The sequence below is a fragment of the Micromonospora sp. HNM0581 genome (assembly GCF_012726175.1).
Classification (GTDB): domain Bacteria; phylum Actinomycetota; class Actinomycetes; order Mycobacteriales; family Micromonosporaceae; genus Micromonospora.
This window is the reverse complement of the sequence record NZ_JAASAD010000005.1, coordinates 100,843-124,065: the sequence shown is the minus strand read 5'-3', so window position 1 is coordinate 124,065 and position 23,223 is coordinate 100,843. Positions and strand designations below refer to the sequence as shown.

The 23,223-nt window shown below is 71.1% G+C and carries 23 protein-coding genes; 11 read left to right on the top strand and 12 right to left on the bottom strand.

Annotated features, from left to right (window positions below; all coding sequences use genetic code 11):
• The first annotated feature begins 31 nt into the window (after nt 1-31).
• The 11 genes from HCA58_RS23440 to HCA58_RS09105 all read left to right on the top strand — a co-directional run bounded on the left by HCA58_RS23440 (nt 32) and on the right by HCA58_RS09105 (nt 12,783).
• Nucleotides 32-1,060 carry a sugar transferase gene (locus tag HCA58_RS23440; protein ID WP_205808114.1) on the top strand — a complete coding sequence of 343 codons (1,029 nt, stop codon included), beginning with the start codon at nt 32-34 and terminating at the stop codon, nt 1,058-1,060.
• Nucleotides 1,053-2,615 (top strand): oligosaccharide flippase family protein, encoded by a 1,563-nt coding sequence (locus tag HCA58_RS09150; protein WP_169597343.1) that lies wholly within the window; start codon nt 1,053-1,055, stop codon nt 2,613-2,615. Before HCA58_RS23440 ends, HCA58_RS09150 begins: the two co-directional genes overlap by 8 nt.
• A complete protein-coding gene (locus HCA58_RS09145; protein ID WP_169597342.1) occupies nt 2,612-3,463 on the top strand; it encodes a class I SAM-dependent methyltransferase in 852 nt (283 codons plus the stop codon). Before HCA58_RS09150 ends, HCA58_RS09145 begins: the two co-directional genes overlap by 4 nt.
• Nucleotides 3,460-4,314, top strand: coding sequence for a class I SAM-dependent methyltransferase (locus HCA58_RS09140; RefSeq protein WP_169597341.1), 855 nt, complete (start codon nt 3,460-3,462; stop codon nt 4,312-4,314). The genes HCA58_RS09145 and HCA58_RS09140 overlap by 4 nt, the downstream gene beginning before the upstream one ends.
• Nucleotides 4,311-5,654: a glycosyltransferase family 2 protein gene (locus HCA58_RS09135; protein WP_169597340.1), complete on the top strand. Its 1,344-nt coding sequence runs from the start codon at nt 4,311-4,313 to the stop codon at nt 5,652-5,654. Before HCA58_RS09140 ends, HCA58_RS09135 begins: the two co-directional genes overlap by 4 nt.
• Nucleotides 5,647-6,801 carry a glycosyltransferase gene (locus HCA58_RS24015; RefSeq protein ID WP_169597339.1) on the top strand — a complete coding sequence of 385 codons (1,155 nt, stop codon included), beginning with the start codon at nt 5,647-5,649 and terminating at the stop codon, nt 6,799-6,801. Before HCA58_RS09135 ends, HCA58_RS24015 begins: the two co-directional genes overlap by 8 nt.
• Nucleotides 6,798-8,108 carry an O-antigen ligase family protein gene (locus HCA58_RS09125; RefSeq protein WP_169597338.1) on the top strand — a complete coding sequence of 437 codons (1,311 nt, stop codon included), beginning with the start codon at nt 6,798-6,800 and terminating at the stop codon, nt 8,106-8,108. The genes HCA58_RS24015 and HCA58_RS09125 overlap by 4 nt, the downstream gene beginning before the upstream one ends.
• Nucleotides 8,105-9,052 (top strand): glycosyltransferase family 2 protein, encoded by a 948-nt coding sequence (locus HCA58_RS09120; RefSeq protein ID WP_169597337.1) that lies wholly within the window; start codon nt 8,105-8,107, stop codon nt 9,050-9,052. The genes HCA58_RS09125 and HCA58_RS09120 overlap by 4 nt, the downstream gene beginning before the upstream one ends.
• A complete protein-coding gene (locus HCA58_RS09115) occupies nt 9,052-10,266 on the top strand; it encodes a glycosyltransferase family 4 protein (RefSeq protein WP_169597336.1) in 1,215 nt (404 codons plus the stop codon). The genes HCA58_RS09120 and HCA58_RS09115 overlap by 1 nt, the downstream gene beginning before the upstream one ends.
• Nucleotides 10,263-11,858 carry a hypothetical protein gene (locus HCA58_RS09110; RefSeq protein WP_169597335.1) on the top strand — a complete coding sequence of 532 codons (1,596 nt, stop codon included), beginning with the start codon at nt 10,263-10,265 and terminating at the stop codon, nt 11,856-11,858. The genes HCA58_RS09115 and HCA58_RS09110 overlap by 4 nt, the downstream gene beginning before the upstream one ends.
• A gap of 70 nt (nt 11,859-11,928) precedes the next feature.
• Nucleotides 11,929-12,783: a TylF/MycF/NovP-related O-methyltransferase gene (locus tag HCA58_RS09105; protein ID WP_205808112.1), complete on the top strand. Its 855-nt coding sequence runs from the start codon at nt 11,929-11,931 to the stop codon at nt 12,781-12,783.
• Nucleotides 12,784-12,984: 201 nt separating this feature from the next.
• On the opposite strand, the gene HCA58_RS09100 is transcribed toward HCA58_RS09105, so the two are convergent.
• From HCA58_RS09100 to HCA58_RS09045, 12 genes are read right to left on the bottom strand one after another with little or no spacing between them, the layout of a single operon-like run.
• Nucleotides 12,985-13,371, bottom strand: a complete 387-nt coding sequence (locus tag HCA58_RS09100; protein WP_169597468.1) for a RidA family protein — start codon at nt 13,369-13,371, stop codon at nt 12,985-12,987.
• Between the two features lie 44 nt (nt 13,372-13,415).
• Nucleotides 13,416-14,141, bottom strand: coding sequence for a 4-oxalocrotonate decarboxylase (locus HCA58_RS09095; RefSeq protein WP_169597334.1), 726 nt, complete (start codon nt 14,139-14,141; stop codon nt 13,416-13,418).
• Entirely contained in the window at nt 14,138-15,166 is a 1,029-nt protein-coding gene (dmpG, locus tag HCA58_RS09090) for a 4-hydroxy-2-oxovalerate aldolase (protein WP_169597333.1), read from the bottom strand. The genes HCA58_RS09095 and dmpG overlap by 4 nt, the downstream gene beginning before the upstream one ends.
• Nucleotides 15,163-16,098 (bottom strand): acetaldehyde dehydrogenase (acetylating), encoded by a 936-nt coding sequence (locus tag HCA58_RS09085; protein WP_169597332.1) that lies wholly within the window; start codon nt 16,096-16,098, stop codon nt 15,163-15,165. Before HCA58_RS09085 ends, dmpG begins: the two co-directional genes overlap by 4 nt.
• Nucleotides 16,095-16,889 carry a fumarylacetoacetate hydrolase family protein gene (locus tag HCA58_RS09080; RefSeq protein WP_169597331.1) on the bottom strand — a complete coding sequence of 265 codons (795 nt, stop codon included), beginning with the start codon at nt 16,887-16,889 and terminating at the stop codon, nt 16,095-16,097. Before HCA58_RS09080 ends, HCA58_RS09085 begins: the two co-directional genes overlap by 4 nt.
• The gene (locus HCA58_RS09075; RefSeq protein WP_169597330.1) at nt 16,886-18,397 is read right to left on the bottom strand and encodes a 2-hydroxymuconic semialdehyde dehydrogenase; all 1,512 of its coding nucleotides are present in this window, start codon (nt 18,395-18,397) and stop codon (nt 16,886-16,888) included. Before HCA58_RS09075 ends, HCA58_RS09080 begins: the two co-directional genes overlap by 4 nt.
• A gap of 16 nt (nt 18,398-18,413) precedes the next feature.
• Entirely contained in the window at nt 18,414-18,680 is a 267-nt protein-coding gene (locus HCA58_RS09070) for a EutN/CcmL family microcompartment protein (protein ID WP_169597329.1), read from the bottom strand.
• Nucleotides 18,680-19,006 (bottom strand): BMC domain-containing protein, encoded by a 327-nt coding sequence (locus HCA58_RS09065; protein ID WP_169597328.1) that lies wholly within the window; start codon nt 19,004-19,006, stop codon nt 18,680-18,682. The genes HCA58_RS09070 and HCA58_RS09065 overlap by 1 nt, the downstream gene beginning before the upstream one ends.
• 22 nt (nt 19,007-19,028) lie before the next feature.
• Nucleotides 19,029-19,319 carry a BMC domain-containing protein gene (locus HCA58_RS09060; protein WP_093408679.1) on the bottom strand — a complete coding sequence of 97 codons (291 nt, stop codon included), beginning with the start codon at nt 19,317-19,319 and terminating at the stop codon, nt 19,029-19,031.
• A gap of 10 nt (nt 19,320-19,329) precedes the next feature.
• Nucleotides 19,330-20,169, bottom strand: a complete 840-nt coding sequence (locus tag HCA58_RS09055; protein ID WP_169597327.1) for a 2-amino-5-chlorophenol 1,6-dioxygenase subunit alpha — start codon at nt 20,167-20,169, stop codon at nt 19,330-19,332.
• Nucleotides 20,162-21,142, bottom strand: coding sequence for a tRNA U-34 5-methylaminomethyl-2-thiouridine biosynthesis protein (locus HCA58_RS09050; RefSeq protein ID WP_205808110.1), 981 nt, complete (start codon nt 21,140-21,142; stop codon nt 20,162-20,164). The genes HCA58_RS09055 and HCA58_RS09050 overlap by 8 nt, the downstream gene beginning before the upstream one ends.
• Nucleotides 21,139-23,157 carry a hydantoinase B/oxoprolinase family protein gene (locus HCA58_RS09045; RefSeq protein ID WP_169597326.1) on the bottom strand — a complete coding sequence of 673 codons (2,019 nt, stop codon included), beginning with the start codon at nt 23,155-23,157 and terminating at the stop codon, nt 21,139-21,141. The genes HCA58_RS09050 and HCA58_RS09045 overlap by 4 nt, the downstream gene beginning before the upstream one ends.
• Between the last annotated feature and the right edge of the window lie 66 nt (nt 23,158-23,223).

The window sequence follows — 23,223 nt, the reverse complement described above, 5'->3', positions numbered from 1 at the left end:
AAGGCAGGCGGCGAGAGGAGGTGTCCCACACGTGGAGAAGCCAGCGGTCGCCGTCCAGCAAACGAGGACTCCGGAAACGACGTCCAGTCGCCCCGTACGCCCACCCGGCCCGGCTACCGCACTCGACGACTCCGCCTCCGCCGACGACCACCGGGCGCCGGCGAGCGTCCGGATCCGCGTACTGGTGATCGAACCGACGGACTCCCCGGCCCGCCCCGACCGGCTCGACGACGAACTCGACGTGGTCCTGCGGATGCCGGCACCCACCCAGGCCGAACAGCTCACCACGACGTTGCGGCAGCTACGCCCCAGGTTTCTCCTGCTGAAGAACTCACTGGACAGCATCGACGAGCCGATGGTGGCCGCCTGCCAGCACCTCGGTGTGGAGATCCTCGTACTGGCCCGACCGGTCTACGGACTGCTGCCCAATCCTCGTCTCCGACGTTTCGGCGGACTGCCCTGGATCCGGCTCCGCTCAGGTCAGCCCAGCCGTGGTGAGCGCGCCAAACGGTGCCTCGACCTCGGCATCATCATGCTCAGCGCGACGCTGGTGCTCCCCCTGATCCTGACCATCGCCGTGGTGATCTCGTTCACCGGGCCGCCGTTCTACCGGCAGCAGCGGGTGGGTGCGGGCGGACGCCTGTTCTCGATGGTCAAGTTCCGCACCATGCGGCCCGGCGCGGAACGTGAGACCGGGCCGGTGCTCGCCCAACCAGGCGACACCCGGGTCACCCGCATCGGGCGAGTGCTACGGCGTACCCGGCTCGACGAGTTGCCGCAACTGTGGAACGTCGTACGTGGAGACATGAGCCTGGTCGGTCCCCGCCCCGAACGGCCCGAGTTCATCGCCGAGTTCCGGCGACTACCCCACTACGACCTGCGGCACCTGGTCCGCCCCGGACTCACCGGACTCGCCCAACTCACCGGCGGCTATGCCGCCACGGTCGAGGAGAAGCTCCGCTGTGACCTGCTGTACCTCAACTGCCGGTCGCTGCGGATCGATCTGACCCTGCTGGCGCTGACCGCCCGGGAACTACTCCGGGGCTTCCCCCGTGGGTAGCCCGACCAGCGCGGTCCACGGCCGGCTGGCCCGCAACACGGTGAGCATGCTGGGCGCGCGGATCGTGATGGCGCTGGCCGGCCTGGTCACACTGCCCATGGTCTACCAGCACCTCGGTCCCGAGGCGTTCGGTGTCTGGGTGCTGCTGACCGGGCTACTCGCCGTCGCCGCGCTCTTCGACCTCGGCCTCGGCTCGGCGCTGGTACGCGAGGTGGCGGCGGTGCCGGTGCCGACCGAGCCCGCCGACGTGACCCGACGGCTGCTCGGTCTCGGCCTGACCTGGGGGCTGCTCCTGGGCGGGCTGACCCTCTCCGCGATCACTGCCGGCTGGCCGTGGATCGCCCACCTGCTCCGCCTCGGCGAGCTGACCCGCGACGCGTGGCACGCCACCCTGTGGTTGCTGCTCGCAGTGGTGACGGGCGGATTCGAGTTGCCCTGGCGGGCCGTCCTAGAGGGAGTGCAGCGCTACGGCACGCTCGCCCTGGTCAGCACCGTCACCGCGGTGGTCGGCGCGGCACTCACCATCGCGGTGGTGCGGCTCGGCGGCGGCCTGGTCGCACTTGCCGCAGCCACCGCGACGACAAGCACGATCAGGACCATCCTGCTCGCCGCAGCAGCCGAACACCGGCACCGGAACCTGACACCCCGCTGGGGCCGACTGCCCGTCGACGAACTGCGCCGGGTGGGCGCGTACGGGCTACGCGTCCAGGTGTCCAGCGGTGCCGCCGCCGTCAACGTGGAACTCGACCGGCTGGTGCTCGGCGGATTCTTCGGCCCGTCGGTGACCGGAGACGCCGACCTCGGCACCCGCCTGCTCAACCTCTTACGTCTGCCGCCGGGCTTCGCGCTGCTGGTCCTCTTCCCGGCCGCGGTCCGCCGAGCGGCAAGCGGCGGACGTGCCTGGCTCGACATCTTCTACCTGAAGGCGGTGCGCTACCTCGCCGCCCTCATCGCACCGGCGGCAGCCGCACTCGTGGTCAGCGCCGAACCGCTCGTGCGGCTGTGGCTGGGACAACCGGTCCCCTGGGCCGCAGCGACGATCATGATCCTCGCTCCGGCGTACGCGGTGAACCTGATCATGGGCGCCGCCACGATAGTGACCCGGGTCGAAGGCCGCCCCGGCCTGGAAACACGCTACGTGCTGCTGTCCGTCGCGCTCAACGTCGCGCTGACCGTACCGCTGCTGATGCTCACCGGTCCGCTCGGTGTGCCGACCGCGACGGCGCTCGCGGTCGTGCTGTCCACGGTGTACTTCCTGGTCCACTTCCACCGGGCAACCGCCCGTCCGCTCCGGCCCGTGCTCCGGACGCTCTGGCCGCCGACACTCGCCGCGACGCTTGCCGCAGCGTCGACAGCGGGCCTGACCGGGCACCTACCCGACGGTCCCGGACGGATGTCCGCCGCACTGGCCGTTGCCACGCGGGTCGGCCTCACCATGACGATCGCCGGCGGGCTACTCGTCCTCGGCGGTCACCTGACGGCCCAGGAACGATCCCGGCTACGGACGCTCGCCCTGCGGGCCCGCACCGCGCTCAGCCCCGGAGCGCGCCGGTGAACGCCGACACTCCGGTCGGCGCGTGCCTCAACTGCGGACACGCCCACCCCAGCCGGGACGACTTCGGGGGTCTCGTCCGCCGCTGCACCTCCTGCGGACTCGGCTGGACCGTCAGGGATCCGACCACCACGCCGGCCCGCTACGACCTGGACTACTTCACCGGCGGCGGCTACGACGACTACTTCCGCGACGCGCCGCGCCGGTTCGAGGCGGGGCGACGGCTACGGTGGCTGTCCTCGATCACCCGCCCATCGGTACTCGTCGAAGCCGGATGCGCCGGCGGCTACTTCCTCGAAGCCGCCCGCAACGCCGGATACACCGCCACCGGCATAGAGGTATCCCACGCCGCCACCACCTACGCCACCCAACACCTGGGCGTACCCGTCCGACACGGCTACTTCGAACACATCGCACCCACACTGCACGCAGACATCGTCTGCGCCTTCCACGTCCTCGAACACGTCGACAACCCCCGCACCTTCCTCCACGCCGCACGACACACCCTCACCCCAGGCGGCTGGCTCGCCCTCGAAGTACCCAACATCGCCTCCGCCGCCGCCACCCGCCTCGGCCACCACTGGCCCGGTCTGCAACCGGAGTACCACCCCTGGCACTTCACCCCGACATCGCTGGTGAGACTGCTGACCGCCACCGGCTTCGAGGTGGTCCGGCAGGACACGGCGGTGTTCCGCTACTACATGCCGCTGCGCTATCGCATCCGACACGCCCGGCGGCTGCTACCAGCGGACTGGCTCGACGTGCGCTCACCCCGCCTGACGCACCGGCGACGGGGAGACCTGCTGCGGGTGATCGCGCGCAAACCGCGACCCGGACGGAGCGACCGATGAAACTGAAACACGACGCACCCACCACCTGTGCCCTGTGTGGTCGCGACGACCGGTCACGTCCGGCCCTGGACGGCGTGCTACGTCGCTGCGCCGACTGCGGCTTCGTCTGGACCGCCGAACCCGGGCCACCACCCGACGAGCTGTACGACGAGGCCTACTACCTGACCGACGGCTACCAGGACTACTTCGCCTCCAGCCGGCAGCGCCGGTTCGAGGCGGGGCGACGGCTACGGTGGCTGTCCTCGATCACCCGCCCATCGGTACTCGTCGAAGCCGGATGCGCCGGCGGCTACTTCCTCGAAGCCGCCCGCAACGCCGGATACACCGCCACCGGCATAGAGGTATCCCACGCCGCCACCACCTACGCCACCCAACACCTGGGCGTACCCGTCCGACACGGCTACTTCGAACACATCGCACCCACACTGCACGCAGACATCGTCTGCGCCTTCCACGTCCTCGAACACGTCGACAACCCCCGCACCTTCCTCCACGCCGCACGACACACCCTCACCCCAGGCGGCTGGCTCGCCCTCGAAGTACCCAACATCGCCTCCGCCGCCGCCACCCGCCTCGGCCACCACTGGCCAGCCGTGGCACCCCGCTACCACCGCTGGCACTTCACCCCCGACACGCTGCGCCGGATGCTGCGCGAAACCGGCTTCGAGGTCGTGGCACACGACACCGTCTTCTCCCGGTTCTACTGGCGGCCACTGGCCCGCATCCGCCACGCCCGCGGCCTGCTCGTCGCCGACCTCGCCGCATCCCGGTCACCCCGGATACGCCACCCGCACCTCGGTGACCTGTTGCGCGTCCTCGCCCGCCGAGGCCCGGCGGGGGTGACCGGATGAACGGCACCGACCGGTCGCGAGCGGATCGAACCACACCGCCGACGCTGTCCGTCCTGCTGATCAGCTGGAACACCCGGGAGCAGACCCGACGCTGTCTGGAGTCGCTTGCCGAGACGGTCGCCGCCGACCTCGACTACGAGGTGGTGGCGGTGGACAACGCCTCCCGAGACGCCTCAGCAGACCTGCTGGCACAGTGGCCCCGCGTACGCCTGATCCGCAACTCCCGCAACGTGGGCTTCGCCGCCGCCGTCAACCAGGCGTACCGCGAAGCCCGGGGAGAGCTGATCCTGCTGCTCAACAGCGACGTCGCGTTTCATCCCGGCGCGCTGTCGACGATGGTCGCGTTCCTGCACGACCGGCCCGAAGTCGCCGGTGTCAGCCCCCTCTACCTCAATCCGGACGGCACCTTCCAGCAGCACTACGTCCAGCAGCCCAGCTTTGCGGCGGCGCTGGCACTCGTCACCGCGCTGCGGCGGGTCCCCGGATTCCGGCATGCCTTGCACACGTTCCAGATGCGCGGAGAGGACTTCAGCCGACCACGGCAACTGGCCTCGGGCAGTTGCATGCTGCTGCGCCGCTGCGCGCTCGCCCCGGACCGCATCTTCGACGAGCGGTTCCCGGTCTACTGGAACGACGCCATCCTCGCCCGGCAACTCGACCACGCCGGCCGCGAGCTGTGGATGATCCCGGCGGCGGTCGTGACCCACGTCCGGGGCGCCTCGTGCCGGTTGCTCGGCCCCGCCATCCGTTTCCGGCACCTGCTGGGCAGCCTGGTCGGTTACCTGCGGGTCACCCAGCCCCGCCACCGCGTGACGGTCTTCCGACTGGCCGTCCTGACCGACCACGTGGTGAAGCGGATCTGCGGACGTCACGTCCAGCTCACCCTCACCGACCTCCGGGCCGCCCTGCGCGGCGACGTCGGTCCGCTGCCCGACGGCGACATCCGCGACTGGCTGATCGTGTTCACCCGGACACCAGCAGCAGCCCCGGCAGTCGGGACGGCACCCCTGTCCGACACCCCGAATCGACGCACCCTGCTCGTCGACCCGCCCGCGCCCCGCCCCCGGTGGCGCAGCCGGATCGACCACGTCGGCGACACGACCTGGCGTCTCATCCCACCGACCCCGCTGCCGTTCGGCACCCGGCTGCGGACCGTGGACACGGTCAACCGGCGCTTCGCCGCCGCAGCCGTCCGCCGCTGGCTCGACCGGCAAGCAGGGGCACGGCTACTCCGGCTCGACGACGAGTCCGCCCGGCCGGTCCTCGGCCACGTCGGTGAGGACGAGGTGCTACCGGCGACACGCCGGACACCGGTCCGGCAGTGGGCCGGCCGTGACTGACCTCCGCAGCCAGCCGCGGCGCGGCGCACCCGGTACGGTGGCCGCCGGTGGCGACTGGGTCGTCTACTTCAGCGCGACCCCGTGGCGCGGCGGCGCACACCGGCAGCACGCCCTGGCCCGGCAACTCGCCACCAGGTACCGGGTACTCTTCGTCGATCCCCCGGGTCTCCGGATCCGACCGGGAGGCACCATCCGCCCGGTGGAGACCGGCATCTGGCACGCCGTGCCGCCCACCCCCGCCCCCCTCGGTCGCCACCTGTCACTGGCCAACATCGTCAACCGCCGCGTCGCCGTCGGTGTGCTCCGGCGCTGGCTCGGCCACGCCGCCGGGCGTGTCCGTCTGGTCTGGCTGGACGAGGACCTGGCCGCACCCTGCGCGGCCCGATTCGCCGCCGCCGTCGTCTACGACGCGGCCGACCTGGACTGGACCTTCACCAGGTGGTGGAACCGCGGCCACCTCCGCCGCAGCCTGGGCCGGGCGGTCGCCGCCGCCGACCTGGTGCTGGCGTCCTCGACGGCACTACCGGCCCGGATGCCGGACGCCGGACGAACCCCCGTGGTGTTGCCGAACGCCTGCGACCCCGATCACTTCACCCCGCACGGGCCGGTCGCGCCCCGGCCGGTCGCACCATCGCGGCCACTTGTCGGTTACAGCGGCGCCATCGACACCAGGGCCTTCGACGGTGACCTGGTCGCCGCCGTGGCGCGGGCCCAACCCGACTGGACGTTCCTGCTGGTCGGACCGCACACCCGCGCCGGTCGGGCACCGCTTGCCGGTCTGGCCAACGTGCTGCTCACCGGCCCGGTCCCGTACGCCGACCTGCCCGCGACGCTGCGCGCCTGCGACGTCACGATCATTCCGTACCGGGTCGGCGGACGCATCGACTACGTACACCCGAAGAAGTGCTACGAATACCTGGCGCTGGGCAAACCGGTGGTCGCCACCCCGCTACCGGCGCTGACCCGGCTGGCCGATGTGGTGCACCTCGCCGACGGCGTCGACACCTTCACCACAGCCATCGCGACGGCCCTGGCCGACACCGCGGCCAGCGAACAGGCGACCCGACGGCGGGCGGTGGCGACGGCGAACAGCTGGGCGGCCCGGGGCGACGAGCTGCACCACCTGCTCGCCAGGACGGTCCGGTGAACCGGGCCGTGGCCGGTGTCGGCGTGCTACTCGGTGCCGCCGGGCTGAGTGCCACCGTGTCCCTGGCCGCCCTGCTACCCCCGGTGGCGGCGCTCGCCGCCGCCGGGGCGGTGGTGCTCCTCGTCGTCTTCCTGATCTGGCCCTGGGCCGTGCTACCGGTGGGAATCCTCGGCGGCACGGTGGCCGGCGGTCTCGTCGGCCGAGGCGACGTAGCGAGCTACGTGCTGGCGCACCTGCTGGTACTGGCGGTCGGCGCAGCGGCTCTGGTGATCCGGTCCGCCCTGGGCGTCGGTCGTCCCGGCCGCAGGACCGCCGCCGACCGCGGGATGCTGGTGATGGTCGGGCTCACCGTCGCGGGAGCCGGCTACGGTCTCGCGGTCGGAAACCTGCCCACCGAGGTCCTCGTCGCGGCCTATCAGATCGCGATCCTCCCGACGTACTTCTTCCTCGCCACCCACACACTCACCAGCACCCGACGCATGGTGGCCGCTGGGCTGCTCTACGTCGGCGTCGTGACCGTCCTGACAGCCATCTCGATGACCGTTCCGGGTCGGCACGGTGGTCTGCTCACACTGTTGGCGATCCCGACGCTGATCTGGTTCGCCGGCCGGGCAACCGGGTGGCGGAGGACGGTGGCGGTGCTGGTCGCCGCGTTCCTCGCCGTCGACGTGGTGCTCGCCTCGTACCGGGGAATCTGGCTCGCCGCCGGGGTGACGCTGCTGGTCATGCTCGGTCTCGGCGGGCGGGCGGTACGAACCGGAACCGCCACCACGGTAGCGGTCGGTGGTGTCGCCGCCGCCCTGCTGGCCCTGCAGCCCGGCGTTCGGGTCCGCGCGCAGGAGGTCGCGGTCGGGCTACAGCAGTCGGCCGGCTACCGGGCGGCCGAGTCGACGGTCGGTCTCGACGTCTTCGCCCACCGGCCCGTTCTCGGGGCCGGGCTCGGACAGTCCACCACCGACATCTACCTGGCCGGATTCGCCCTCACCGACGTCGGTCCGGTGTACCACGCGTACTACGTGACTCTGCTGGCCAACGTCGGACTGCTCGGCCTGGCCCTGGTGCTCTGGCCGGTGCTACGCGGCATCCGGGCCGGGCTCGTCGACCGCACCGGACCGGCCCTGCCGTTCGCCGCCCTGTGCTGCGGTTTCCTCGCCTCCGCCATGTTCGCCGCCCCCACCGACGGGCACTGGGAACTCGGGCTGCTGCCCGCGCTGGTGCTGCTGACCACCCGGGCGAAGACGGTCAGGGAACCGGTACCCGCGCCGCTGCCGCTGCCCGCCAGCCCGGTCGGGGTGACGTGCCGATGAGCAGCATCGACGCGACCGCGATCCTGGTCACCCACAACTCCGCCGGGCAGGTCACCGCCGCGCTGACCGCGCTACGGCAGGCCGGGCTGCCGGTCCGGTTGGTCGACAACGGCTCGACCGACCGCACCGTCGAGCTGGTCCGGTCCCGTTTTCCCGAGGTGCTCGTGTCGGCCGGCACCGACAACCCGGGGTTCGCCGCCGCCGTGAACCGGGCCGCCGCCGACGTCGGCACACGCGTACTGCTGCTCGTCAATCCCGACTGTGTCGTGCCACCAAAGACCACCCGGACACTTGTCGAGACCCTGCTCAGCAGGCCGCAGGTCGGGATCGCGGGGCCACGGCTGCTGGACTGCACCGGCCGTACGGCGGTCAGCGCGCACCCCTTCGAGAGCCTCACCACCGTGGTGGCGAGCCGATTCGGCGGGGTGCTGATACCGGTGCCGGTACGGCGGTGGCTCTCCGGACGACACCGCAGGCGGGCGTACGACGCCTGCCTGCGAGGTGGCCTGCCGACCGGGGTCGACTGGGTCTCCGGCGCGTGCATGGCCATCCGCACCAGTCTGTTCACCGCCGTCGGCGGACTGGACGAGGAGTACTTCATGTACTACGAGGACGAGGAACTCTGCCTGCAGGCACGCCGCCGGGGCGCCGAGGTGCTCTACCTGCCCTCGGTGACCGCCGTGCACACCGGTGGGGCCAGCAGCAGCGATCCCACCTGGATCTGGCCCCATCTCTACCGCAGCATGCTGGTGTTCTTCAGCCGGCACCGACCTCGGTCCCGCCACGCCGTCCGGGTCGTGGTGCTGTCCCGGGCCCTGCTCGGAATCGTCCTGGCCGCCGGGCGGCTGTTCCTGCAACCACGAGCCGGTGCCGCGCGAATGCGGGCCTGGACCCGGGTGGGCCGGATCGCGGTCACCCGACTCCACCTCGGAGGTCGACCCTGATGCATGTGCTGATCACCGTCGTCGGTGCCCGTACCGAGCACTGGACGGACCTGTTCGACGTGCTGTGCGAACGACCCGGCCTGCGACTCACCGTGCTCGCGGCCGACGTGTCGCCCGCCACGGAACGAGAGTTCGCCCGGCTCAGCCAGCGGCACGCCGGCTTCTCCGCCCGGATCCTGCCGCACCGGATGGGCGAGGGTAGGACCGGCCACATGGCATCCATCATGATCCGGCTCGGCGGACGGGCCGGACCACCGGTCCTGCCGCCGCCCGACGTCGTACACATCATCGGCGAGGCCGCTTACCTGTCGACCTGGCAGGTGCTGCGTACGTGTCGACGGCACTGGCCCACCGTACCGACGACGCTCTACGCCGCACAGAACGTCGTCACCCGTTTCCCGATGCCGTTTCCGCTGGTCGAACGCTACGCCTACCGCCACGTCGACATGATTCTGCCGATCACGCCAGCCGCCCGTCAGGTGCTGCGTGCCAAGGGTTTTCGCGGCGCGACGACCACTGTTCCGCTGGGCGTGGACACCAGGACGTTCCGGCCCCGCGCCGCAGCGGACCACACCCGCCCGTTCACGGCCGGGTTCGTCGGCCGGTTCGAGCCGCACAAGGGGGTGCCCGACCTGCTCCGGGCCGCCGAACTCGCCGACTGCGACGTGGTGCTGGTCGGCGACGGGAGTCTGGCCCCCGACATCGACCGCGCCGCGCGAGCCCGTCCCGGCCGCGTCCGGCGGTACGGGTGGTCGGGTCACACCGACCTGCCGGACCGGCTGGCCCAGCTGGATGTGCTCGTGCTGCCCGCCGTGGAGATCGTGCAGCGCAACGTCCTGCCGTGGGTCGGGATTCCGCTGCGGGAGCAGTTCGGTCGGGTCCTCGTCGAGGCGATGGCCTGCGGCATCCCGGTGATCGGCAGTGACGTCGGCGAAATCCCGTACGTCGTCGGCGACGCCGGACTGATCTTCCCGGCCGGCGACGTGGCCGCACTCGCCGAGCGGCTCGGCCAGTTGCGTGACCGGCCGGCGATGACCCGCGCGATGTCGACAAGCGGGCTGAGCAGGGCAACCGGCGAATTCGCGTGGCACCGGATCGCAGAACGACTCGACCGGCTGTGGCGACAGCTGCACGAAGACCGGACAGGTGTTCCGGTGCGGACGCCGGTCGGTCGACAGACCCGCGCCGAGGCGGACCGGGAGGTGCCCGCGTGAGAAGCGCCATCGACGGACGTGAACTGCTGGACGTGACCTGGCGCCGGATCGCGTTGCCGTTGCTCGGGCTGTGTGCCGGGCTGGCCGCCGCTCAGCTGGCGACCCCCCTGCTGCCGGTGCGGTACGAGGCACAGGCGTCGGTCCTGGTCGTCGCCGACACGCCATCGGGTGACCGGCCGGCCGAGTTGGGTGTCGTGCTCGCACAGAACCTGGCACCGACCGTCGCCAAGCTGATCAGTTCCCGGGAGGTGGCTCTCGCGGCAGCCCGCGAACTGGGGCTTGCCGAACATGTGGTCGCCGGTCACGTGCACGGCGAATTCGAACCAGGGCTGCAGATCGTCCTGGTCCGCGCCGACGCCACCTCGGCCGCCGACGCCGCCGCCATCGCCGACGCGGTGAGTCGTGTCACGGGTGGACAGCTGGAGCGCCTACGGCTCGGTGGAGACGCGGGGGTCACCACCCGGGTGGTCGACACGGCCGGCGTACCGTCCCAGCCGGCGTCTCCGAAGCCGCTGCTGAACAGCGCGTTGGGTGCACTCGTCGGGCTGCTCGTCGGCTGGGGTGCCACGGTGCTCAGGGACCGGTTCGACAGACGGCTGCGGGACACCAGGCAGCTGGAGTCACGTCTCGGTCTGCCGGTCGTCGGCTCCCTCCCGCAGCTGCCCAGGCCATCGGCCCGTCACCACGCCCGGGCGCTGTTCGGCCGGCGGGAGGTGGCGGTGTCGGCTCGGGCGACGATCTGCGCAGTCGATGTGCTCACCACGTCGGCACGGCCACGCCTGCTGGTGCTCGGCGCCCACGACGACGACGGTGCGGCGGCGGTCAGTGCACTGCTGGGACTCGCGCTGGCGACCGAGCGACGACGGGTCGCCGTGGTCGACGCCGCCGTTCGCGATCCCGCGCTCGCCGGGCTCTTCCCCGGCACCCTGTTCACCTGGCAGCAGATCCGGGCCGGTTTCCACCGGCCGGCGCGGATCGCCGGCCTGCCGGACCTCACGGTGCTACCGACCGAGCCGCAGCAGAGTCTCACCACCGGACAGGCACGCGACCTAGGGGAACTGCTCGACGTCCTGGCCGAGAGCGCGGACTGCGTGATCGTCCACGGGTCGCCCGTACTCGCCTGCTACGACACCGCCGCACTGGCCGAGCATGCCGACGCGGTGCTGCTCGTGGTGGCGGCGGGCCGGACCGACCCCAACCAGGCGGCACGGGCGGCGCGGCTGCTGCGGCGACTCGACCTGCCCCTTGTCGGCACCATCGCCGTCGGGGCGATCGACCGGCCCGCCGAGCGGGACACCGACACCGCAGTGGCGGCGGTGTTCGACCCACCGCCGCCGCCCGATCGTGCGCCGAACAGCCGATCGGCCCCCCGGCCCCTACCGGCGTCCGCCGTCGGGTTCCCGTCACGCGGCGGTGCGACCGTACCGGTGGAGGTGGTCGCCGGCAGGTGGTCCGGCCACGACCGGGGCGACCACCGGTCGCCGGCCTCCCGGAACGAAACCTCCGGCCGTGTCTACCGGTCCGGCACCGGTCCCCTACCGGACGCACCGGTGCCGGAGCGGGACCCCGCCGACATGCCCGTGGCCACCTGAGCCGCCCCGGTCGTCCGTTGCCGTGCGACGACCAACGCCGAAGTGGTACCTGCCCACGAAGGAGAACCCGATGACCGACACACTCGCCCACCTGCCATCGACCGACAGCGACCCCCGCATCATGTACTGCGACCTGCTGAAGCGGGCACTGACCCGGTACGTCTTCCAGGAGACGTGGATGCCCTACCAGCCCCGGGCCGCTTCGCTGCATGGTCGGATCTACAACCGCTACAAGCATCTGCTACGCAATCGTGGTCTGGAACTGGTGCTGAGATTCCCGTTCGACGCCGATGCCCGCGCCAACGGCCGTGACTGGCCACCGGAGGCGGACACGATGATCGGCCTACGTCGGTTGGACAACCTCGAACGGTGCCTCCGCGACGTGCTGGACCAGCAGGTGCCCGGAGACCTCATCGAGACCGGTGTTTGGCGCGGCGGTGCAGTCATCTTCATGCGTGGCATGTTGCGGGCGTACGACGATCAGGACCGCTCCGTCTGGGTGGCGGACTCCTTCCGGGGCCTGCCGAAACCCGAAGCGCACCGGACTGAGGACGTCGAGGACGCCCTCTGGACCCAGCCGTTCCTCGCGGTCTCCCTCGACCAGGTCAAGAACAACTTCCGGCGGTACGGGCTTCTCGACGAACGGGTGCAGTTCCTGCCCGGCTGGTTCCAGGACACGCTTCCCACCGCTCCGGTCGAACGGCTGTCCCTCATCCGGCTCGACGGTGATCTCTACGACTCGACGATGGTCGCACTGACCAGCCTGTACCCGAAGTTGTCAGTCGGCGGTTACGTGATCGTCGACGACTACCACGCGGTCCGGGGCTGCAAGCAGGCGGTCGACGACTTCCGCGCCGAGTACGGCATCACCGACGAGTTGCACCGGGTGGACTGGACCTGCCGGTACTGGCAGCGGACCAGGTGACCCGACCCGACCGATCCGTCAGCTGACGGCCGGTGCAGACCGTCAGGGCGTAACGCACCTCGCGGCGCAGCGCCCACCGACCATGCCGCCTCCTGCGGCCACAGCAGCAGATCCGGCACCTGGGCACCGTCGACATCCGCACCTCGGCGGAGTCCTTCCGTCGCCTCGTCCCCCACCCGACGTCCTCACCGGCTGACGGACCTACGGCCGACGCCGGCCGACCGCCTGGATCTCGATGAGCAGGTGCGGATGCGGCAGCTGATGCACGGCGACGGTGGTACGGGTGGGCCCGGTCTGGTCGAAGTACTCGGCGTAGACATCGTTGTAGCCGCCGAAGTCGTTCATGCTGACCAGGTAGCTGGTGACCTGGACCAGGTCGGTCAGCTCCGCGCCGACGGACCGCAGGATGTCGCGGATGTTCTCGATGACGGCGCGGGTCTGCGCCCGGATGTCCAGATCGGTGACACCCATCGCGTCCACGCTCGCCCCGACGATCGTGTTGTCCGGACGCCGACTGGACGTACCGGACACGAAGATCAGCTCACCGACGACCCGGACGTGCGGGAACCTGCCACGCGGGCTGGCCATTCCCGGCACGACGCCGTGGTGACTCGTGGCCCCGCTGCCGTCGGTCACGGCCCGACCCGCAACGACGCCCTGCCCAGCTTCTCGACGGTGACCCGTACGTCGGATCCGGCGCGTAGCGGCACGGCGGCCGTCGCCGCGCCCGCGAGCAGGATCGAACCGTCGGCCAGGTCGACCCCGGTGGCGTCGGCGAGCCGGACCGCGTCGGTCAGGGCCCGGCGGGGATCACCGAGGATGGCAGCCGTCGATCCGATCTGGACGGCCCGACCGTCGACCTCCAGCAACACGCCGAGGTTGTCGATCCCGTAAGGCACCGGCTGCCAGGCGCCGAGTACGAACCGGGCCGCCGAGGTGTTGTCCGCGATGACCTCCGGCAACGTGAAGCGGAAGTCGACGAACCGGGAGTCGATGATCTCGACCGCCGGGGCGACCGCCGTGACGGCACCTGCCTCGACCAGGAAGGCGACCTCCGGTTCGGCCTTCGGGTGGATGTGGTCGCCCAGGCTGACGGCGCCGCCCTCCGCGATCCGCATGCCATCGGTGAGCCGGCCCCAGATGACCTCGTCGACGCCCATCTGCGTCATCTTGGCCCGGCTGGTCAGCCCCAGCTTCAACCCCACGGGACGTTCGCCGCGGGACAGCCGGCGATCGACCACCGCCTGCTGCACCCGGTAGGCGGTGGGCACGTCGAGCCCGGCCCCGGCCGACGGGATCGCGACCCGGCTGGTCGCCGCGACGTCGAGACGTCCGGCGAACTCGTCGACGAAACTCATCGGTCTCCTCCGGTCCGGGCACCCGCCGCGACCAGATCCAGCGCGACATCGACAATCATGTCTTCCTGACCGCCGACCATCTGGCGGCGGCCCAGCTCGACGAGGATCGAGCGGACGTCGACCCGGTACCGTCGCGCGGCCCGTTCGGCGTGCCGGAGGAAACTGGAGTAGACGCCGGCGTACCCGAGGGTGAGGGTCTCCCGGTCGACCCGTACCGGCCGGTCCTGCATCGGGCGGATCAGGTCGTCGGCGGCGTCCATCAACGCGAACACGTCACAGCCGTGCTCCCACCCGTGCAGGTCGGCCACGGCGACGAACACTTCGAGGGGCGCGTTACCGGCACCGGCACCATGCCCGGCCAGGGAGGCATCGACCCGGGTGGTGCCGTGTTCGACGGCGGCGACGCTGTTCGCCACCCCGAGGGACAGGTTGTGATGCGCATGGATGCCGATCTGGGTGCCCGGGTCGAGCACCTGCCGGTACGCGTCGACACGCTCGGCCACGTCCCGGGTCAGCAGCCGGCCGCCGGAATCGGTGACGTAGACACAGTGGGCGCCGTAGGACTCCATCAGCCTGGCCTGCTGCGCGAGTGCCGTCGGGCCGGTCATGTGCGACATCATCAGGAATCCGGAGACGTCCATGCCGTTGTCACGCGCCCACCCGACGTGCTGGGCGGAGATGTCCGCCTCGGTGCAGTGCGTCGCTATCCGCACACTTGTCACACCGAGATCCCGGGCGGCCCTCAGGTCGGCGATCGTGCCGATGCCGGGAAGCAGCAGAGTGGTCAGTCGCGCGGTGGTGACCACCTCCGCCGCCGCGGCGATCCACTCCGCGTCGCGGGCGGCTCCATGCCCGTAGTTGACACTCGAACCGGCCAGGCCGTCGCCGTGGGCGACCTCGATCGCCGCGACCCCGGCCGCGTCGAGAGCGGCAGCGGTCGACCGGACCTGATCGACGGTGAACTGGTGCCGGACCGCGTGCATGCCATCGCGCAAGGTCACGTCCTGGATGTAGAGCCCGGTCATGCCGGCACCTCCCGCCCGATCCGAGCCGCCACCAGCCGCTCCGCCGTCCGCAGCGCGGCCGACGTCATGATGTCGAGGTTTCCCGCGTACGCGGGCAGGTAATGCCCGGCTCCGGACACCTCCAGGAACACCGACACCTGCACCCCGGTGAACCGCCCACCCGTCACCGGCAGGTACGTGTCGACGTCGTCGAACTGCACCCGCTGCTTCAACCGGTAGCCGGGCACGTACCCGGCGACGGTGTCGACCATCGCCTCGACCGACGCCACGACAGCCGCCCGGTCGACGTCCCGGTCCGGGCACAGGCAGTAGACGGTGTCCCGCATCATCATCGGCGGCTCCGCCGGGTTCAGCACGATGATGGCCTTGCCGTGCCGGGCACCACCGACCACCTCGATCGCCCGTGCCGTCGTCTCGGTGAACTCGTCGATGTTCGCCCGGGTGCCCGGACCCGCCGATCTCGACGCGATCGACGCCACGATCTCCGCGTACCGCACGGGTGTCACCCGGGCGACCGCCGCGACGACGGGAACGGTCGCCTGACCGCCGCAGGTCACCATGTTCACGTTCGGCTCGGTCAGGTGTTCGTCCAGGTTCACCGGCGGCACCACGTACGGGCCGACCGCCGCCGGGGTCAGATCCACCACCAGCCGGCCGAGGTCCCGCAGGAGCGCGGCGTGCCGGTGGTGGGCTCCCGCCGACGTCGCGTCGAACACCACCTGGACATCGGCGAACTGGGGCATCGCCAGTAGCCCGTCGATCCCGTCGGCGGTCGTGGCCACCCCGAACCGGCGGGCCCTCGCCAGGCCGTCGGAACCCGGATCGACACCGGCCATCGCCACCATCCGCAGCGACCCCGACAACCGCAGCACCTTGATCATCAGATCGGTGCCGATGTTGCCCGACCCGATCACCGCCACCCCTGTGGTCATGCCGTCTCCTCCACCTCGAAACAGGCTCGGACCGAACCCAGACCGGAGATCCGTGCCTCGTAGGCGGCACCGGCGACCGCCGGCACCATCGGCCCGAGCGCCCCGGACAGCACCACGTCGCCAGCGGTCAGGGGAGCACCCGCAGCGGCCAGCGTCTGCGCCAACCAGGCCACCGCGTGTACGGGATGGCCCAGACAGGCGGCGCCCGCGCCGACGGACACCGGGTCACCCGCGTGTTCGAGCACCATTCCGGCCAGCCGCAGGTCCACCTCCGTAAGCTTCCGGGGCCGGTCGCCGAGCACGAACAGGCCCGACGAAGCGTTGTCCGCGACCGTGTCCACGATCGCGACGTCCCAACCGGCGATCCTGGAGTCCACGATCTCGATCGCCGGCAGGACGTGGTCGGTCGCCCGGACGACGTCGGCGACCGTCACCTGCTCGAACGGCAGATCCGAACCCAGCACGAACGCCACCTCGGCCTCCACCCGGGGCTGCAACAGCCGACCGGAGTCGATCTCGGCACCGTCCGGCACCGCCATGTCGGCGAACAGCACCCCGAAGTCCGGCTGGAAGACGCCGAACGCTTGCTGCACCGCCACCGAGGTCAGCCCGACCTTCGCGCCGACTCGGCGGCGTCCGGCCGCTTCCCACCCGGCGACCTGCGCCTGCTGCACCTGATACGCCGCGTCGACGTCACCCACCGGCAGGACCGCGCCGCGCAGCGGCGCCACCGGTGTCCCGGTGTCGTAGGCGGTGCGGAGAAGATCCACGGCACGGGCGACATCGGTCATGACAGCTCCACGCAGACGTTCGTCAGTTCCGAGTAGAAGTTGAGTGAGTGGACGCCACCCTCCCGGCCGACACCGGACGCCTTCACCCCACCGAACGGTGTGCGCAGATCCCGCAGGAACCAGGTGTTCACCCAGACGATCCCGGCGTCCAGACGCCCGCCGGCCCGATGCGCCCGGCCCACGTCCCGCGTCCACACGGTGCCGGCGAGGCCGTACTCGCTGTCGTTCGCCAACGCGAACGCCTCGTCCTCGTCGTCGAACGGCGTCACGTGGCAGACCGGACCGAAAACTTCCTCCCGGTTGACCCGGGCGTGTGGGCCGAGGCCGGTCAGCACCGTCGGTTGAGCGTACGCGCCGCCGTCGCGGGCGTCCCCGAACCCCGGGACACCCCCACCGGCCAGGACCGTGGCACCCTCGCTGCGGGCCAGGTCGTAGTAGCCGAGGACCTTCTCCCGATGCTGGTGGGAGATCAGCGGCATGGTGGCCGTCGCCTCGTCCGCAGGCCAACCGAACGGCAGCTCGCTGGCCCGCTCCGCCAGCCGGGCCACGAACTCGTCGAACACCGGCCGCTGCACGAACAACCGTTCCGTGCACAGGCACACCTGTCCACCATTGGTGAACGACGATCGCACCGATCCCTCGACCGCGGCGTCGAGATCCGCGTCCGCGAAGACCAGGCCGGCGTTCTTGCCACCGAGTTCGAACGACACCGCCTTCACCCCGTCTGCGGCGGCCCGCATGATCGTACTCCCGGTCGCCGACTCGCCCGTGAACGTGATCGCGTCCACCTGGGGATGCCGGGTCAGGAACTCCCCCGCCGATCCTGGCCCGAACCCGTGCACCACGTTGAAGACGCCGTCGGGCACCCCGGCCGCCGCCATCACCTCCGCCAGCAGCGTCGCCGACGACGGCGTCTCCTCCGACGGCTTCACCACCACCGCGTTACCGCAGGCGAGCGCCGGGGCGACCTTCCAGGTCAACAACAGCAGCGGCAGGTTCCACGGCACGATGACCGCCACCACGCCGACCGGCTTACGCACCGCGTAGTTCAGCGCGCGTCCGCCGTCGGGCGTCGCCGACATGAACGACTCGGCCGGCGTGGTCGAGACGATCTCCGCGAAGGCTCGGAAGTTCGCCGCGCCGCGCGGGACGTCGAGTGTGCGGGCCTGCGTGATCGACTTGCCGGTGTCACCGACCTCCGCCGCCACCAGGTCGGCGAACCGGCGTTCCAGTTCGTCGGCTATCCGGTACAACACCGCCGCCCGTTCCCGCTCACCCGTTCGTCCCCACGGTCCGCGTACCGCCGACCGGGCCGCGGCGACCGCCGCGTCCACCATGGACCGGTCGGCTTCGGCGACGTACCGGATGGTGTCCCCGGTGACCGGGGAGAGTTTGGCGAAGTGCGTGCCGGAGGCGTCGAACTCGCCGTCGACGAAGTTCGGCAGCACGGTCGGCTCGCCGGCCGGGTGGCCAGCGAGCAGGCTGGGGGACCAGAGCCCGTCGGTCATCAGGCGTACCTCCAGCTCAGGCGGTGAAGGGCGCGGGATCGGGGGTCCCGGTGTCGGCGAGCAGGGCGACGACAGCGGCATCGACGGTGGACTCGCCGGCCACCGCGGCTGCTGCCTCGTCGGTGACGACGAGCACGGTGGTGCCGACGCCGACGTTCAGCGGGTCGACGGCGACCAGGTCGGGGCCGTCCGGCCGGACCCGGACCAGCACGAGTCGCCGACCCTGCAACGGGGACAGGATCCGGTCGGCCCACACCTTGCCGACGACCTCGCCGAGCACCATCAGCTCGCTCCGGGCAGGCCGGCCATGACCTCACGGATCCGGGCGGTTTCCGGGTTGTCGAGCAACGCGGCGGTGTTCGGGTGCGGCTTGGGGTAGACCTGCGAGCTGCGCAGCTCGCCGTGGGCACGGACGGCGGCCTCACCTGCGGCGACGGCCTGCCGTACCGCGGCGAGGGTGCCGCGTACGGCGACGGCGAGGTAGCCGCTGGTGACCCGTTCGACGCCGACACACCGTACGTCCGCAGTCTTGATCATGGCTTCGATGCCCGCCGAGAGGGCCACGACACCCCTGGTCTCGACGATTCCGATCGCGATGTCGGAGGACATGTCTGGTCTCCTTACCGGTGAGTCAGTTGCCGACGAGTTGGGGATCGGCCGCCAGGGCGCTGACGGCGTCGCAGGGACTCGCGAAGACGATCGAACGCACCGAGCGGCTCTTGGCCCGGGCGGTCTCCTCGCCGATGTCGACGGCTTCCTCGACGGTCGCGAGGTCACCGCGGACGGCGACGGCGACGATGCCGCCGCCGAGTCGGACGACCTTCGTCACCTCGACCTCGGTGGCCTTCACCATCGCGTCGACCGCGTCGAAGATGGGGGTGAAACCTTCGGCTTCGACGAAGCCCACAGCCATGTTCCGCATGCTGTCTCCTCTAGTGGTGATCTGGCAGGTTCCAGGACACGACGGCACCGCCGGTGCCCCAGATCGGGCCGTAGGCGTGCAGGTGTGCCGGGCCGGTGGTCGCGTCGGCGCCGCTGGCGAAGGCCAACGCCCGGAACTGACTGTCGGCCTGCGCCTGCCGGGCGAAGTCCTCGCGGACGGCGAGGACCTCGTCGACCTTGCCGGCGGTGAGCAGGTCGAGGATCCGGGTGTTCCACTGGTCGTGGCCGGGTGCGCCGATGCGGTCCTGACCGGGTTCGATCCACTGCTGGATCAACCCGGAGGACATCCCGGTCACCACCACGACCGCGGCACGCAGGCCGGCGTCGCGGGCAGCGGCGGCGCCGGCCCGGCCGACGTCGGCGAGGGTGTCGGCGTCGGCGTACAGGTTGCAGGAAACCTGTGACCAGCGCAGTTTCCGGTCCGGGTCGAGCAGCGCGGAGGTGACGATGGTGCCGGTGTCGATCGGAAACCCGTCGTAGCGGGTCCGGCGGGCCTGCACCCGCGCGGCCTGCACCCGCGCGGCCCAGCGTTCGGTGAAGTCCACGTCGAACCGCAGGTCGTAGTCGAGCAGACCGTAGTCGTAGGCGTACCAGTTCTCGTCGACGTGCTGGCCGCGCGGGTTGGGGTCGCACTGGAACTGGTGTCCGAGGACGGTGAACCACTGCGTCGACAGCAGCAGCACCACGTCGGGTTCGAGACGGCGTAGCCGGGTGCCGACGTCACGGGCCGCGTCGGCCAGCGCCGACCAGCTCGGTGCCGGCTGCTCGGCGAGCAGGTGGGGCATGCCGGGCAGCAGCGCCCCGGCGAGGATTCCGGTCCGGTCAGCCACGACGGCTCCCCTCGGGCAGCCACTCCACCACCGCGTTGCCGGTGCCGATGATCGTGCCGTAGCCGAGCACGTCGCCGCCGACCTTGGGCCAGCCCATCGCGGCGAGCATCCAGGTGAGGCTGCCGGCCTTGGTCTCCGAGGCGGTCGCCTCGATGTGTTCGGGAATCAGGTCGCGCAGCGGCGCGGTGGGTCCGCGCCGGATCGCCTCCAGCAGTTTCATGTCCCACCGGTACTGGTGGTTGTTGTACGGATGCTCCCGTTCCATGTCCTCGGGCAGCTCCGGTTCCTCGTGCCAGTGCAGGTGCGACAGCGAGTTGGAGGCGAGCAGGACCGCCCGCCGGCCGGTGGCCTCGACCGCCCGCCGGGTCGCCTCCCCCAGGACCTCCATCTCCTCCAGCGAGGCGTCGGAGTAGAAGTACGGGTTGTTGTTGGCTGACAGCGAGACCACCGGAATGTCCCAGGCCGGGTTCGCCAGGTGCAGGGCGCCGATGGTGGCGTAGTCGACGCGTACCCGTGGGTCACGCAGCGTACGGGTGACCAGCCCGAGTCCGCTCGCCTCGTCGGCGATCGCCTCGCCGAGTTCGACGTCGGAACGAAAGTCGTAGTGGTAACGGAACAGGTGCGGGAAGATCGGTTCGACGGAGGTGCCGCGCGGATTCGGTACGCAGTTGACGTGGTGACCGACCATCGTGATCCAGTGCGGGGCGTGGACGATGAGCACGTCGGGTTTGTGCACGTCACGGATCCGGGTTCGCAGCCGCTCGTACGCCCAGCGCAGTGTCTCCCAGCCGCCGGTGGAGCGGGGTTCGTTCTGCGGCGGGTTCTCGGCGTAGATGAGGTGTGGTGGGTGTGGGCTGAGGCAGCCGGCGACGATGCCGCAGCGCGGCGTGGTGGCGCTCGGCTGCGGTGTGCGTGGGGCGGTGGTGGCGCCACCCCGGGCGGGCGGCAGCGGCACCCGGAAGACTTTGCTCATGTCCATCCTTCCCCGGCGAGCACCCGCACGTGGGTACGGTCGTGCGGGGCGACACCGAGAATCTGCAGCCCGTCGTCGTCGAGGGCGAGTTCGTCAGCGGCAAGTGCCGTGTCGTGCCGCAGCCAGGCCCGTAGCGGGGCCGGGTGTGCGCCGTGGACCTCGATGAGGGTGTCCTCGGCGAGGTCGCTGCCGGCGGCGACGTACGCCAGGCGGCGCTGCCCCCGCTGGCCGGTGTAGGCCGGGTTCGCGGTGACGACGGTCCGCAACCAGCGCCGCTCGTCGCGCAGCCGTCGACGGTTGGTGGCGGTCGCGGCGGTGTCGACCCGGCCGGTCGGGCCGATCTCCACCCCGTAGCGTCGCCGGGCCTCGGCGATGCTCAGGTATTCCTGGGCGACGTCCTCGGCGACGTCCTCGGGCAGCCGCTCCAGCGGGTCACCCCACCCGCCGCCGCCGGCCGACTCCATCACCAGGACGTCGCCGGTGCGCATCGGGAAACCGGCGACCTTACCGGGGGTGGCGAAGTCGACCCGCGCGCCGTCCGCGCGCCGGACGTGGGTCACGGTGGGGGCGCCGGGCCCTCCGTTGCGCAGCCCGTACGGCGGGACCGTGGTCCGGTCGGTCTGCACCGAGTAGGACCCGCCACTGGCCAGCAGGCGGGTTGCCCGGCGGCTGCCGAGCCCACCCCGGCGGGCCCCGTCTCCACCGGAGCCGGTCCGCAGCTCGCACGATTCGACGAGGATGGGGATCTCGGTCTCCAACCGCTCGACGGACTGGATGGTGGAGATGTCGCCGAGGTCGACGGGGTTCATCGCGCTGGGCCCGTCGGCTTCGAGGAATCCGCCGTTGCCACCGGCCGGATAGTCGTAGTAGAGGTAGGGCCGACCGGTGTGCTCGTCGACGCCGCCGATGAGGTTCTGGAAGGTGGTACCGAACTGGTCGGCGGCGATGAGGTCGGGTGCCACCTGACTGAGGGCGGCCATCACGGCCGAGATGACCCGTTTGCGGACCTCGCTGTGCGCGTTGGCCGGCGCCGGGTAGCTGACGTGCACGACGGTGCCGGGCTCGGTGAGCACCCGCAGCGGCCGGAAGGCACCGTGGTTGACCAGGCCGCCGGGGTCCAGCGCCGACTTGACCGCGATGAAGACCCCGGCGACGGTCATCGCCCGCGAGGAGTTCACCACGGCCGCCACCTGTGTCGACGAGCCCCGGAAGTCGGCCTGGATCTCGTCGCCGTCGACGCTGAGCGCGCAGCGGACGATGGCGGCGTCGTAGCGGCCGTCGGTGTACAGGTCGAGGTAGTCCTCGTAGCGGTAGGTGCCGTCGGGCAGAGCCCGGATCATGGCGCGCAGCCGCTGCTCGGTGCGGTCCATGTTGGCGGCGACGCAGGTGTCGACGAGGTCGGTGCCGTGCCGGGCGACGAGTTCGCGCAGCCGGCGTTCGGCGGTGTGGCAGGCGGCGATGCTGGACTCGAGGTCACCGCGGCGCTCCTCGGCCATGCGCACGTTCGCGAAGACGATGTCGAACGCGGCCCGGTTGGGCCGGCCCTGCTCGATCAGCTTGATCGGCGGGATCCGCAGCCCCTCTTGAAGGATTTCGGTGGCCTGGCCGGAGACGCTACCGGGGGTCATCCCGCCGATGTCCGCCCAGTGCATGCGGACGCAGGGGAAGAGGAAGAGCCTCCCGTCGACGAAGACCGGGCTGATCAGGGTGACGTCGTTGAGGTGACTGCCGCCCCGGTAGGGGTCGTTGACGATGTAGAGGTCTCCCGGGCGCATCTGGTCGGCGAAGTCGGCGAAGATCTCGGCGACCGAGGCCGGCATGGCGATGACGTGACCGGGCATGTCCCGGCCCTGGGCGACCATCTGCCCCTGCGGGTCGAACAGCGCGCAGGAGAAGTCCTGCGCGTCGGCGATCACCGGCGAGTGCGCCGTACGGAAGATCGTCTGTCGCATCTCCCGGACGATCGAGATGAGACCTTCGGTGACGATTTCCAGGTCGATCGGGTTCACGGTCATGCGGATGCCTCACTGCTTCCGGCTCGATCCCGGCGGCGGGAGAACGGCCACCGGAACGGGTCACCT